This is a genomic window from Streptomyces sp. NBC_01142, from assembly GCF_026341125.1.
GTDB lineage: Bacteria > Actinomycetota > Actinomycetes > Streptomycetales > Streptomycetaceae > Streptomyces.
The window spans coordinates 1,350,637-1,363,399 of sequence record NZ_JAPEOR010000001.1 but is presented as its reverse complement, the minus strand read 5'-3'; the positions used below and the strand labels follow the sequence as shown (position 1 = coordinate 1,363,399).

Annotated in this window: 9 protein-coding genes; 1 reads left to right on the top strand and 8 read right to left on the bottom strand. The window is 70.4% G+C overall.

Annotated features, from left to right (window positions below):
• Positions 1 to 9: 9 nt before the first annotated feature.
• The 3 genes from OG883_RS06435 to OG883_RS06425 form a co-directional block, all read right to left on the bottom strand.
• Positions 10 to 573 (bottom strand): GNAT family N-acetyltransferase, encoded by a 564-nt coding sequence (locus OG883_RS06435; protein WP_266536188.1) that lies wholly within the window; start codon positions 571 to 573, stop codon positions 10 to 12.
• An 18-nt stretch (positions 574 to 591) separates the two neighbouring features.
• The gene (locus tag OG883_RS06430) at positions 592 to 2,796 is read right to left on the bottom strand and encodes an MMPL family transporter (RefSeq protein WP_266536185.1); all 2,205 of its coding nucleotides are present in this window, start codon (positions 2,794 to 2,796) and stop codon (positions 592 to 594) included.
• Positions 2,797 to 3,053: 257 nt separating this feature from the next.
• A complete protein-coding gene (locus OG883_RS06425) occupies positions 3,054 to 5,147 on the bottom strand; it encodes a phosphocholine-specific phospholipase C (protein WP_266536184.1) in 2,094 nt (697 codons plus the stop codon).
• A gap of 268 nt (positions 5,148 to 5,415) precedes the next feature.
• On the opposite strand from OG883_RS06425, the gene OG883_RS06420 reads away from it, so the two are divergent.
• Complete coding sequence (locus OG883_RS06420) at positions 5,416 to 6,315, top strand: hypothetical protein (protein ID WP_266536182.1); 900 nt, start codon at positions 5,416 to 5,418, stop codon at positions 6,313 to 6,315.
• Positions 6,316 to 6,592: 277 nt separating this feature from the next.
• Here the strand turns inward: OG883_RS06420 and gatB are convergent, their stop codons facing one another.
• The 5 genes from gatB to OG883_RS06395 all read right to left on the bottom strand — a co-directional run bounded on the left by gatB (position 6,593) and on the right by OG883_RS06395 (position 12,487).
• Positions 6,593 to 8,101, bottom strand: coding sequence for an Asp-tRNA(Asn)/Glu-tRNA(Gln) amidotransferase subunit GatB (gatB, locus tag OG883_RS06415; protein WP_266536179.1), 1,509 nt, complete (start codon positions 8,099 to 8,101; stop codon positions 6,593 to 6,595).
• A 16-nt stretch (positions 8,102 to 8,117) separates the two neighbouring features.
• Positions 8,118 to 8,351 carry a hypothetical protein gene (locus tag OG883_RS06410; protein WP_266536176.1) on the bottom strand — a complete coding sequence of 78 codons (234 nt, stop codon included), beginning with the start codon at positions 8,349 to 8,351 and terminating at the stop codon, positions 8,118 to 8,120.
• 5 nt (positions 8,352 to 8,356) lie between these two features.
• Positions 8,357 to 9,850 (bottom strand): Asp-tRNA(Asn)/Glu-tRNA(Gln) amidotransferase subunit GatA, encoded by a 1,494-nt coding sequence (gatA, locus tag OG883_RS06405; protein WP_266536173.1) that lies wholly within the window; start codon positions 9,848 to 9,850, stop codon positions 8,357 to 8,359.
• Positions 9,851 to 9,855: 5 nt separating this feature from the next.
• On the bottom strand, positions 9,856 to 10,152 hold the full coding sequence (gatC, locus tag OG883_RS06400; protein WP_016642027.1) for an Asp-tRNA(Asn)/Glu-tRNA(Gln) amidotransferase subunit GatC: 297 nt from the start codon (positions 10,150 to 10,152) through the stop codon (positions 9,856 to 9,858).
• A gap of 214 nt (positions 10,153 to 10,366) precedes the next feature.
• Complete coding sequence (locus OG883_RS06395; RefSeq protein ID WP_266536170.1) at positions 10,367 to 12,487, bottom strand: bifunctional diguanylate cyclase/phosphodiesterase; 2,121 nt, start codon at positions 12,485 to 12,487, stop codon at positions 10,367 to 10,369.
• Between the last annotated feature and the right edge of the window lie 276 nt (positions 12,488 to 12,763).

Here is a 12,763-nt window from a genome sequence, read left to right as displayed (position 1 = left end):
AGAGTCCCCTTAACGGCCGGCCTGCGACCGTTCCCGCCACTCGGGAGCCAGCACCGACCAGACCTCCATGTCGTGCCGTACGCCCCCGTACGGATAGCTCTCCCGCAGCACCCCGTCCCGCCTCATCCCCAGCCGCTCGGCGACCTTGATGCTCGCGGCGTTCGCGGAGGACACGTGCCATTCGACCCGGTGCATCCCGCGCTCCTCCACGGCCCAGTCGATCAGCACCTGTACGGCGCGCGTGACCAGGCCGCGGCCCGCGACGGCCGGCTCCAGCCAGCAGCCGGCCTCGCAGTTGCCCTCCGCCGTGTCGAAGATCCGGAACATCACCCCGCCGACGAGCTTCCCGTCCAGCCAGATGCCGTAGACCCGGCCCGCGTCCGCGGCCTGCTTGTTCGCGTACGCCTGGAGGAAAGCGCGCGACGATTCGAGGTCCGTGACGACGGTGGGGAGCCCGACGTACCGGCCGATGTACTCCCGGCCACGGTCCATGTGGGCGAGGAACTCCTCGGCGCGCCACGGCTCCAGGGGACGCACTTCCGCTCCGTCGTCGCCCAGCGATATAGCGAACATCGTTCTTCCTCCGGCCCGTTACGGCACGAGCTGCTCTTCCTCGCTCGCGCGCTGCCCACGGATCTTCGCATGCGGGCGGTGGCCGGGCGGTTCAATACTGATGCGCGGCAGCCGGCGGTCCAGCCAGCGCGGCAGCCACCAGTTCGCGCCGCCCAGCATGTGCATGAGCGCGGGCACCAGCAGGGTGCGCAGGACGAAGGCGTCCAGGGCGACGGCCGCCGCGAGCGCGATGCCGAACATGGCGATGACGCGGTCACCGCTGAGGACGAAGGCGAGGAAGACCGAAATCATGATCACGGCCGCGGAGTTGATCACACGGCTGGTCTCGGCGAGGCCGACCCGTACCGCCCGCCGGTTGTCGCCGGTCTCCAGCCACTCCTCGTACATCCGGCTGACCAGGAAGACCTGGTAGTCCATGGAGAGCCCGAAGAGGACCGAGATCATGATCACCGGCAGGAAAGGCTCGATCGGGCCCGCGCTGCCCAGACCCAGCAGCTCGCTCCCCCAGCCCCACTGGAAGATCGCGACAACGATCCCGAAGGAGGAGGCGACGGCGGCGACGTTCATCGCGGCGGCCTTCAGGGGGATGCCCACCGAACGGAAGGCCAGCAGCAGGAGCAGACAGCCGAGCGCTATGACGACGCCCACGAAGAGCGGGAGCTTGCCGACGATGATCTCGGCGAAGTCGTCGTAGCTCGCGGTCGGACCGCCGACGTGCACCTCCATGGAGGTTCCGTTCCGGGCGGCGGGCAGGACGTCCTGGCGCAGGTGGTCGACCAGGTCGCTGGTCGACTGCGACTGCGGTGCGGACTTGGGGACGACGGTGAGCACCGCCGTGTCGCCGCTGCCGTTGTATGTGACCGGGCCGACCGACTCGATGCCCTCGGCACCCCTCAGAGCGTCGGGCAGCTTGTCCATGGCGAGCCGCTCGTCGGCGCCCTCGAGGCCGGCGACGAGGGTCAGCGGCCCGTTCGCGCCGGGCCCGAAGCCCTGCGCCAGCAGGTCGTAGGCCTGGCGGGTGGTGGCGGAGACAGGAGCGTTGCCCTGGTCCGAGGTGCCAAGACGCAGAGAGAACGTCGGCAGTGCCAAGAGGAGCATGACCACCGCGGCGACCGCGCCCAGGAGCTTCGGGTGCCGCTCCACGAAGGCGGACCAGCGGGCGGCGAAGCCGGTCGGCAGCTCGGGCCGCGGACCGTGCTCGATCAGCCGGCGCCGTTCGCGCCGGGACAGCGCCCGCATCCCGATGCAGGAGAGCAGCGCGGGCAGCAGGGTCACGGAGGCGGCCACGGTGAGCACGACGGTGAGGGATGCGGCGATCGCGACACCGTTGAGGAAGCCGAGGCGCAGGATGAGCATGCCGAGCAGGGCGATGCAGACGGTGGCGCCGGCGAAGACGACGGCGCGCCCGGTGGTGGCGACGGCGTTGCGGGCCGCCTCGGCCACGGGCAGTCCCTGTCCGAGCCCCTTGCGGTGCCTCGTGACGATGAACAGTGCGTAGTCGATGCCGACGCCAAGACCGATGAGCATGCCGAGCATCGGCGCGAAGTCGGCGACGGTCATCACATGCCCGAGCAGAACGATGCCCGCGTATGCCGTGCCGACCGACACCAGAGCGGTGGCGATGGGCAGCACGCTGGCGGCGAGCGATCCGAAGGCGAGGAAGAGGACGACGGCGGCGACGGCCACGCCGACGATCTCGGCCAGATGCCCGCCGGAGGCTTCGGTGAGGGCGATGGCGCTGCCGCCGAGCTCGACCCGGACCCCGTCGCCCTGGGCCGCCTTGGCGGTGGCGACGACGGCTGTCACCTGTGCCTCGGGGATGTCGTCGGCCGCCTCGTCGAAGACGACGGTGGCGTACGCGGTGTGTCCGTCGGCGCTGATCTGCGCGGCGCCCTCGTTGCCGTACGGGCTGGTGACGGACGCGATCCCGTCCAGCTTCACGACGTCGCGGAGCATCTCGGACAGGCGGTGCTCGACACCGGCCGCGCGGACGCTGCCACGGTCGGTGTGCCAGACGACGGTGTCGCTGTCGCCGCCGTGGTCGTGGAAGCCCTCTTGAAGGAGGGCGGTGGCACGGCCGGACTCGGTGCCGGGGACCTCGTAGTCGTTGGAGTACGCCGCTCCGGCCACGCTCGCCGCGGCTGCGGTGCCGCCGAGGGCGATGAGCCACAGCAGAACGGTGACGAGTCGGTGCCTGACGCACCAGCGGGCGATGGCTGCCACCGGAGTTGCTCCCTGGGGGGTTCGTTGATCTTTGACCGGGAACAGCCCGCAAAGAACTCATCACCTGCTAAGGGGCATTCTGACAGCCTATGGTGATCGATTACCCTTTTCGTGGGCTTACTCACAGTGATGCGCGGGGTCCGGGTCATGGGCCCGGTGCCCCCGCGCGCCCCTGGCGTACGCCCTCTCTCAACGTCTCCCTCAGCCTCTCCCCCCAGCCCCTTCCTCGGCTTCCTTCCGCGGCTTCCTTCCGGGGCTCAGCCCGAGACGCTCGCGCGACCGTTCTCGATGTGCCCCATCAGTCGGCGGCGGAAGCCGGTGCCCACGTCGGCGGTCACCTCTACGTCGTACCAGCCGTGCGCGTCGGCGGCCGAGTGCACGACGGTGCGGCTGCGGCCCGCCTTGACGGTGACCCGGCGGGTCCAGTCGTCGAGGTCGGCCTCGTCGACGTAGCCCAGCGGGCGGAGGATGAAGGTGACCGGCTTGGTGCCCTCATTGCGCAGAGTGAGGTGCAGATCGCGGTCGTGGTGATCGATGTACGAGGAGACCTCGGCGCCGCCCTGCGCACTTCCGGCGAACTCACGGCGGAAACCGTTCGGCCCGGTGATCGTGAAGCGGTAGGCGTCCCCGGTAAGGGGTACCGACCACTGCGCCTTGCCCCTTACATCCTTGTGCTGCGGAACGGGAAACTCACCGGCGTACGGATAGAGCGCGAAGTGCGCGCTCGCCCGCCCGCTGTTGCTCAGCGCCACCGTGAAGGCATCGCCCTCGATCCGGCCCTGTGCGTCGGGCTGGTACGGCAGGGGCCGCGCGGGCCGGGTCCCCTGTTCCTGGACGGGCATGTGCTGGACGGCGGGCGGCACGGGCCGCCAGCGTCCCGAGAACGGCGGTATCTCCCCCGGCCGCTCCACCTCCGGCTGCGGCCTTCCGCGCCCGAAGTCGAAGGCGGAGGTCAGATCGCCGGTGACGGCGCGCCGCCACGGCGTGATGTTGGGCTCCTCTATGCCTGTCCACTCTTCGAGGAGCCGGATCACCGAGGTGTGATCGAAGACCTCGGAGCAGACGTAACCGCCCACCGACCAGGGCGAGACGACCAGCATCGGCACGCGGACACCGAGCCCGGTCGGCAGTCCCTTCCAGCGCTCGTCCGTGTTGTCGGCGGGCGGCACGGGCGGCGGAACGTGGTCGAAGAAGCCGTCGTTCTCGTCGTAGTTGATGAGGACTACGGTGTGCCGCCACACATCGGGGTGCGAGCCGAGCGCGTCGAGCACCTTGTAGACAAGGGAGGCGGACGCGATGGGCGACGAGGAGCCGGGGTGCTCGGAGTCGATCGCGGACGGCACCAGGTAGGACACCGCGGGGAGTGTGCCGGCGGCGACATCGGCCCGGAACTGCTCGGCGAGGCTGCCGGTCCCGCCGCGCCGCAGCCCCCGCTCGAAGAGCGACCGCTCGCTCCTCGTCAGCGTCGCCACGCCCTCTTCGAGGGCCGCGAGCAGCCGCGCGCGTTCGGCGGCGTCCTCGCTGTCGCGCACCTTCGCGTAGAAGGCCTCCATGTAGGTGAAGTCGCCGGCCTTCGCCAGCGCCTTGCGCGCGATCTTCTTGAAGGTGGTGAAGAACTCGATGTTGTTGTCGGTGAAGTTCTCCCACTCCTGGTACGTCTTCCAGGTGCGGCCGGCCTTCTCCAGACGCTCCGCGTAGGTGGGCCAGGGGTAGCCGGGGTGGCTGCCCTCGGCGTACGCGGCGTTCGTCACGGCCCGGCTGCCGTCGGCCTCGTAACCGGTCCAGCCGCTCCACAGATGGTTGCGGTTCGGGCTCGTCGACGTGTGGACCGAGGAGTGGTAGGCGTCGCAGATGGTGAACGTGTCCGCCAGCTCGTAGTGCAGCGGCAGGTCGCCCCGGTCGTAGTAGGCCATGGTGGCGGCGGTCTTCGCGGAGATCCAGCCGTCCATCCACCCGTCGTGCCAGGCCTTGGCCCCGCCGCCCCAGGAGTGGTCGAGGTCGCCGATGTACTGAAGGTCCTTCTTCTGCGCCTCGGCGGCGTCGCGGACAGGGAAGGGGAGCACGGTGTGCAGCGGCCCGGGCTGCTCGAAGACCGGCTTCCCGGAGGGAAGTTCGATGGCGTTGCGGTCCCCGAAGCCGCGTACGCCGCGCAGCGTTCCGAAGTAGTGGTCGAAAGAACGGTTCTCCTGCATCAGGATCACCACATGCCTGACCGCCCGCAGCCCGCCCGAAGGAGGTGCGGCGGCGAGCGCGGCCTGCAGCGACGGGGGCAGCAGCGACCCGGCCGCGGCGGCGCCCACGGCGCCCGCTCCGAGCGCGATCATCCGCCTGCGTGAAATGTCCGGTGACAAGCTCGACCTCCCAGTCGACGGCCAATGGTTCTCCTGCGATCCATTGGGTGGTTCGGCCGGGACGGTAGTGAAGGCGGATGGCGACGAGAAGACCCCGTGCCGTCCGCATCGTGAACGTCCATGGGTTCGCCCCGAAAAGTCCAAGCCCAGGGTGGCGGCAGATGCTCGGAGGTGTTCCTGGGCGGGCATCCGGAAACGGCCGAAGATCGCCGTTCCTATCCCTCGGTCCGCAGGGGAAGTTGTCGGTGGCGGCTGGCACGATGGCGGAATGGAAAACACGGGGACCAACCAGCCGATCCTTATGCCCGCCGACGCCGCAGAGTTCGCCCGGACGCTCCATGACGCACCCGATCCGCATTTCGGCCGGGATCCTGTCCAGGTGCTGGCGTACGAACCGGGCGCCTCGCTGCGGGACCGGCGGGAGGCGTTCCGGGTGGTGTACGAGGCGGTCGTGACCCGGATCGGTGAACCGACGCTGTACGGCGGTTCGGCGGAGGGTCCCAACGTCCGCTGGCGCGACGGCAGCAGGCTCCTGCTGCTCGCCGGGAACGGCAACCGTGCGCAGTTGTCGGTCCACGACACCGACGCCCTGGAGACAGAGGAACGCAGGACCTTCGAGTACGGCGGCGCGTGGTCGGCGGACGAGCCGCACGACTTCGATTTCCTGCCGTACGCCTGGCAGTTGGACCGCAGCGGGCCGGGCGAGCGGCCGATCGAGCAGCCCGGCAGCCGCATGGCCTCCAGTCTCGAACACTTCGAGAGCGCGCTGAAGTTGCTGCTCGCCGCCTGGGTCGAGCAGCTTCCCGTACAGGTCGGCGAGGACTGGGCGAGCTTCTGCGTGACCAGCGGGGCGGACCGTGGCCGACAGTTGCTGGTGTCGTTCAGCCTGGCGGACGGGCTGCATGTCTCGATCGACGACCGGGACGGGGAGGACAGCCCGGAACGCGCGCAGCTGATGCAGTCGCGCGGCTGGCAGACCCGCGACCGGGGCTGGTGGCAGACGGACTTCGAGGTCCCGGAGCGGGCGGAGGTGTCTGCGGTGGCCCGGCTGGCGGTCGCGGAACTGCGGGCCCGTGGCACGCAGGAGCCGGAGGAACTGCGGGCCAGGGACGTCAGCTGCAAGGACCGCGGCGAGCTGTGGCTGCCGGGCCTCGGGATACGCCACTGAGCGGGCGGGCGCGGAGCGGAGGAGGGCCCTCACCCGGGACGTCGACAACCGGCCGCGTCCCGCCCTGCCGATCCCGTGTATCGGCCCACACCGACTCGAGGCACGTCGCGCCGCACACCAAGTCCGCATACGCCACGCCGGACACCAAGCACATCACGCCGGACACCGCATACGTCGCGCCGGACACCGCGCACATCACGCGCATCACGCACCCCGAAACGGAAAGGCGGCCCGCACCGTGGGGTGCGAGCCGCCGTCCTCCCTGCGGGGTCGGCCGTCAGCCCTCGACGCCCAGCTTCTGCAGGATCAGCTCCTTGACGCGTGCCGCGTCGGCCTGGCCGCGGGTGGTCTTCATGACCGCGCCCACCAGTGCGCCGACCGCCGCGACCTTGCCGCCGCGGATCTTGTCGGCAATGGCCGCGTTGCCCGCGATCGCCTCGTCGACGGCCGCGCCGAGCGCACCCTCGTCCGAGACGACCTTGAGGCCGCGCTTGTCGACGACCGTGTCCGGGTCGCCCTCACCGGCGAGCACGCCCTCGATGACCTGACGGGCCAGCTTGTCGTTCAGATCACCGGAAGCGACCAGCGCGGTCACCCGGGCTACCTGCTCCGGGGTGATCGGGAGCGCGTCCAGCGCACGGCCGGACTCGTTGGCGTTACGGGCCAGTTCGCCCATCCACCACTTACGGGCCTGGTCGGCCGGGGCACCCGCCTCGATCGTGGCGACGATCAGGTCGACCGCGCCCGCGTTGAGGATCGACTGCATGTCGTGCTCGGAGACGCCCCACTCCTCGCGGAGCCGGTTCCGGCGGACACGCGGCAGCTCGGGCAGAACGCCCCGGAGCTCCTCGACCCACTCACGGGACGGGGCGACCGGCACGAGGTCGGGCTCCGGGAAGTACCGGTAGTCCTCGGCCTCCTCCTTCACACGGCCGGACGTCGTGGAGCCGTCCTCCTCGTGGAAGTGGCGGGTCTCCTGGATGATCGTGCCACCGCTGTTGAGGACCGCGGCGTGCCGCTGGATCTCGAAGCGGGCCGCGCGCTCGACCGAGCGGAGCGAGTTGACGTTCTTCGTCTCGGAGCGCGTGCCGAACTTCTCCCGGCCGTGCGGACGCAGCGAGAGGTTCACGTCGCACCGCATCTGGCCCATCTCCATCCGGGCCTCGGAGACGCCGAGCGCCTTGATGAGCTCGCGCAGCTCGGCGACGTACGCCTTGGCGACCTCAGGCGCACGCTCGCCCGCGCCCTCGATCGGCTTGGTGACGATCTCGATGAGCGGGATGCCGGCGCGGTTGTAGTCGAGCAGGGAGTGGGACGCGCCGTGGATACGGCCGGTGGCGCCGCCGACGTGCGTCGACTTGCCGGTGTCCTCCTCCATGTGGGCACGCTCGATCTGCACACGGAAGACCTCGCCGTCCTCCAGCTGGACGTCCAGATAGCCGTTGAAGGCGATCGGCTCGTCGTACTGCGAGATCTGGAAGTTCTTCGGCATGTCCGGATAGAAGTAGTTCTTCCGGGCGAAGCGGCACCACTCGGCGATCTCGCAGTTGAGCGCGAGACCGATCTTGATGGCCGACTCGACGCCGATCGCGTTGACGACCGGGAGCGCGCCGGGCATGCCGAGGCAGGTGGGGCAGGTCTGCGAGTTGGGCTCGGCGCCCAGCTCGGTCGAACACCCGCAGAACATCTTGGTCTTGGTGCCGAGTTCGACGTGGACCTCGAGGCCCATGACGGGGTCGTAGGACGCGAGCGCGTCCTCGTACGACACCAGTTCAGTGACGGTCACGGTGAAACTTTCCCTCTCAGCCCAGCAGAACGTCGTCGTCGCCGAGCCGCTTCAGCTCGCGATAGAGGATTGCCAGGCCCGTGGCGATGGCCGCGGCGGACACGGCAGCATCGACCAGCCGGAGCACGTCGTTGTCCTTGCGGGCAATCTTGGCCTGCTTGGCGACGCTGATGGCGCCGAACGCGGTGGTCGCGAGCGACACGTACAGACCGGACTTGGACTTCTTGAAGTTCTTGGCTTTCTTGGCCATGGCACTCACAGCGACGGAGCCTCCTCAAGCAGCGGGTGCCCCCACCTTTCCACGAAGGCGGCCTCGACGGCAGCGCCGACCTTGTACAGCCGGTCGTCCTTCATGGCGGGGGCGATGATCTGCAGCCCGACCGGCAGGCCGTCCTCCGGCGCGAGGCCGCAGGGCAGCGACATCGCGGCGTTGCCGGCCAGGTTGGTCGGGATCGTGCACAGGTCGGCGAGGTACATCGCCATCGGGTCGTCGGCGCGCTCACCGATCGGGAAGGCGGTGGTGGGCGTGGTCGGCGAAACGATCACGTCGACCTGCTCGAAGGCCTTCTCGAAGTCCTGGGTGATCAGGGTCCGCACCTTCTGGGCGGAGCCGTAGTACGCGTCGTAGTAGCCGGAGCTCAGCGCGTACGTACCGAGCATGATGCGGCGCTTGACCTCGTCGCCGAAGCCGGCCTCACGGGTCAGCGCGGTGACGTCCTCGGCGGACTTCGTTTTGTCGTCGCCGACCCGCATGCCGTAGCGCATGGCGTCGAAACGGGCGAGGTTGGACGAGCACTCGGACGGCGCGATCAGGTAGTACGCCGAAAGTCCCAGGTCGAAGGAGGGGCAGTCCAGCTCGACGACCGTCGCGCCGAGCTCCTTGAGGAGCTCCACCGACTCGTTGAAGCGCTGGACGACACCGGCCTGGTAGCCCTCACCGGAGAACTGCTTGACGACGCCGACGCGCATCCCGGCCACCGAGCCGTTGCGCGCGGCCTCGACGACCTGCGGGACCGGGGCGTCGATGGACGTCGAGTCGAGCTCGTCGTGACCGGCGATGACCTCGTGCAGGAGCGCCGCGTCCAGGACCGTACGGGCGCAGGGGCCGCCCTGGTCGAGGGAGGACGAGAAGGCGACCATGCCATAGCGGGAGACCCCGCCGTAGGTGGGCTTGACGCCGACCGTGCCGGTGACGGCGGCAGGCTGGCGGATGGAGCCGCCGGTGTCCGTGCCGATCGCGAGGGGGGCCTCGAACGAGGCGAGGGCGGCGCTGGAGCCGCCACCCGAACCGCCGGGGATACGGGTGAGATCCCACGGGTTGCCCGTGGGACCGTACGCGCTGTTCTCGGTCGAGGACCCCATGGCGAACTCGTCCATGTTGGTCTTGCCGAGAATGACGACGTCCGCGGCCTTGAGCCGCTTCGTCACCGTCGCGTCGTACGGCGGGATCCAGCCCTCGAGGATCTTGGAACCGACCGTGGTCGGGATGCCCTCGGTGGTGAAGATGTCCTTCAGCGCGAGCGGCACACCGGCCAGCGGGCCGAGCTTCTCGCCCGCGGCGCGCTTGGCATCGACGGCGCGGGCCTGGGCCAGCGCGCCCTCGCGGTCGACGTGCAGGAAGGCGTGCACCTTCTCGTCGACGGCCTCGATCCGGGCCAGGTGGGCCTCGGTGACCTCGACGGCCGTGAGCTCGCCTGCGGCGATCTTGCCGGCGATCTCGGCGGCGGTGAGCTTGATGATGTCCGTCATGGTGATTAGTCCTCCCCCAGGATCTGCGGCACCTTGAAACGCTGCTGCTCCTGGGCCGGGGCGCCGGAGAGCGCCTGCTCGGGGGTGAGCGACGGACGGACCTCGTCCGCGCGCATGACATTGGTCAGCGGCAGCGGGTGGGAGGTCGGGGGTACGTCTTGGTCGGCGACCTCGGAGACGCGGGCGACCGCGCCGATGATGTCGTCGAGCTGTCCGGCGAAGTGGTCGAGCTCTTCGTCCTTCAGCTCCAGACGCGCCAGCCGGGCGAGGTGGGCGACCTCCTCGCGCGTAATGCCAGGCATGCAGCGATCCTCTGGGGTGAGTGTGTGTGGTTTGGCCCAATCCTATGGGGCGCGGGCCTCTGCCCACTAAACGGTTAACGGGACGGGGTCCCTGAGGTGGCCTGCCCGGGGGCCCTGTGGGCCTGCGGGGCATGCCCTCAGGGCGCCTGTGAGGGCAGATGGCCCCCGGGGCCGTGCCGGCCTGAGGGGGCCGCTGAGGGCTCGCGCCGGGCCCCTACGGGACGACCTGGCCGGTCGGCTCGTCCGCGTCCGTCTCGGCGGCCGCACGCAGCTCGGCCGGGCGGTGCCAGCCCCGCTCGCCCCTGGCCCGCAGCCACGCGGTGGCCTCCTGCGGCGGCATCGCGGCCGCCACCAGCCAGCCCTGTACGGCATCGCAGCCCAGGTCGCGCAGCCGCTCCCAGGTCTCGTCGTCCTCGACGCCCTCGGCGACCACCAGCAGGCCGAGCGAGTGGGCCAGGTCGACGGTGCAGCGGACGATCTCCGCGTCCTCGTTGTCCACGGCGAGCCTGGCCACGAAGGAGCGGTCGATCTTGAGCTCGCTCACCGGGAGGCGGCGCAGGTGGACGAGCGAGGAGTAGCCGGTGCCGAAGTCGTCGAGGGACATCTTCACGCCGTGGTCGGTCAGCCCGGCCAGTGTGTCGGCGGCGCGCTGCGGGTCCTCGAGCAGCACGTGCTCCGTTATCTCCAGCTGGAGTGAGCCCGGCGGGACGCCGTGGCGGGCGAGACGGGCGGCGACGGACCCGGCGAACCCGGGGGTGTGCACATCGCGCGGCGAGACATTGACCGCCACCGGGACGTCGAGCCCCTGGGCGCGCCACTCGGCGACCTGGGCGAGGGCGGTGTCGAGGACGTACTCCGTCAGATGCGGCATCAGACCCGAGGACTCGGCGATGGCGATGAACTCGTCCGGGGAGACCCGGCCCCGTTCCGGGTGGACCCAGCGGACCAGGGCCTCCAGGCCGGCGACATGGCCGTCGAAGCGGACCTTGGGCTGGTAGTGGAGTTCCACGTCGCCGGCGTCCAGCGCCCGGCGCAGGTCGCCCAACAGGCCCAGCCGGTCGGGGGTGTTGCTGTCGCGCTTGGACTCGTACACCTCGACGCCCGTACGGTCCCGCTTCGCCTGGTACATCGCCACGTCCGCGCGGCGCAGCAGTCCCTCCGCGTCCAGCGCGTGGTCGGGGAAGACGGCGACGCCTGCGCTGGCCTCCAGGACGAGGGTGAGGCCGTCCAGATCGAGCGGGGAGGAGAGCTCGGCCACCAGATGCCGGGCCACGCGCTGGGCGCTGGTGGTGGAGTCGGCCGTCGGGAGCAGTACGGCGAACTCGTCGCCGCCGAGCCGGGCGGCCTCGGCCCCGCGGGGCAGGGCCAGTCGGAGACGGTCGGCGATCTGGAGGAGCAGCCGGTCGCCCGCCAGGTGTCCGAGAGTGTCGTTGACCGACCGGAAGCGGTCGAGGTCGATCAGTACGAGCGCGGATCGTGCCCCGCTGCCCTCGGCGTCCTCCAGCGCGGACCAGGTCCGCTCCAGCAGCCACTGGCGGTTGGGCAGCCCGGTGAGCGGGTCGCGCAGCTGCTCCTCCGCCCGGGCCCGGGCGATCCAGAGCGTGGAGTCCAGGGCGATCAGCGGCACGGCGAACAGGGGCAGCAGCAGCGGCATCGCCACGGCGACCACGCAGATCAGCGGGGCGATGCCGAGCAGGGCGACCGCGACAAGACCCTGCCTGAGCAGGGCCGTACGGGCGACGGTGGGCAGTCCACCGCCCTGCGGGGCCAGGACGTACCACAGGAGCAGCCGGGTGACGGAGAGATAGGCGGTGGCCGCCAGGATCAGTTCGGGGACGGCCGCGATCCCCCAGTCGAGGGGATCCCAGGGCCGCTCGACGGTCGGAACCACCCCGGCCACGGCGAGGACGAGCGCGGCCGCGCCGATGCCCAGGATGTCCACGGAGCCGTGCAGCACGCCCTGACGCCAGCGGTGCCGGCGGGCGACGCCGACCAGGACGACGACGGCCAGGCTGACCAGCCCGGCCGGCACCCAGCCGTACAGCAGGAGGACGGCGAGGGTGAGGGCGGCGCCGGAGCCGGTGCCGCCCCACCAGCGGTCGCGGCCGAGCGCGACCAGATGGCCGACGATGATCCCGGTGAGCACGGCGAGCGACCAGCCCACCGTGGAGGCGGGGAAGAGCGCGTGGCCCTCCCGTACGGTCCGGAGGACCCCCGTCACGAGCACGGCCGCGGCGCCCAGCACGACGGCGACGGTCAGCCTCGAGGTCATGCCAGCAAGAACCGCGAATACACCCGGCCGTGAGACCGGGGCGGCGCTGTCGGTCGGTTTCATTCCCGTCCCTCTCACAGCCGGCGGTGCCGATGCCTCGCGATGGCTCCCGTTGTCATGCCACCACGACTGAATCCCACCACGCAGCCGTGCACGACAGGCGCACATCTCAACAGTAGGCCGCAGGAGGCTCGGACGAGCAGCGCTCTACAGCTCTTGCCCGAATGCGACCCGGCCACCCTTATCCATCTGGTATGCGCTGAACGGGTGACCTGTACTGGGTGTTCCGGCGCTGTTTCCGACGTCTGATTCCGGCCCCCGTGCGCCCCTTCCGAGCCC

Bases quoted from the DNA above. Each gene is read 5' to 3' on its own strand.
- gatC (WP_016642027.1), bottom strand. From the start codon at position 10,152: ATGCCTGGCATTACGCGCGAGGAGGTCGCCCACCTCGCCCGGCTGGCG.
- OG883_RS06410 (WP_266536176.1), bottom strand. From the start codon at position 8,351: ATGGCCAAGAAAGCCAAGAACTTCAAGAAGTCCAAGTCCGGTCTGTAC.
- OG883_RS06395 (WP_266536170.1), bottom strand. From the start codon at position 12,487: ATGAAACCGACCGACAGCGCCGCCCCGGTCTCACGGCCGGGTGTATTC.
- gatA (WP_266536173.1), bottom strand. From the start codon at position 9,850: ATGACGGACATCATCAAGCTCACCGCCGCCGAGATCGCCGGCAAGATC.
- OG883_RS06420 (WP_266536182.1), top strand. From the start codon at position 5,416: ATGGAAAACACGGGGACCAACCAGCCGATCCTTATGCCCGCCGACGCC.
- OG883_RS06435 (WP_266536188.1), bottom strand. From the start codon at position 573: ATGTTCGCTATATCGCTGGGCGACGACGGAGCGGAAGTGCGTCCCCTG.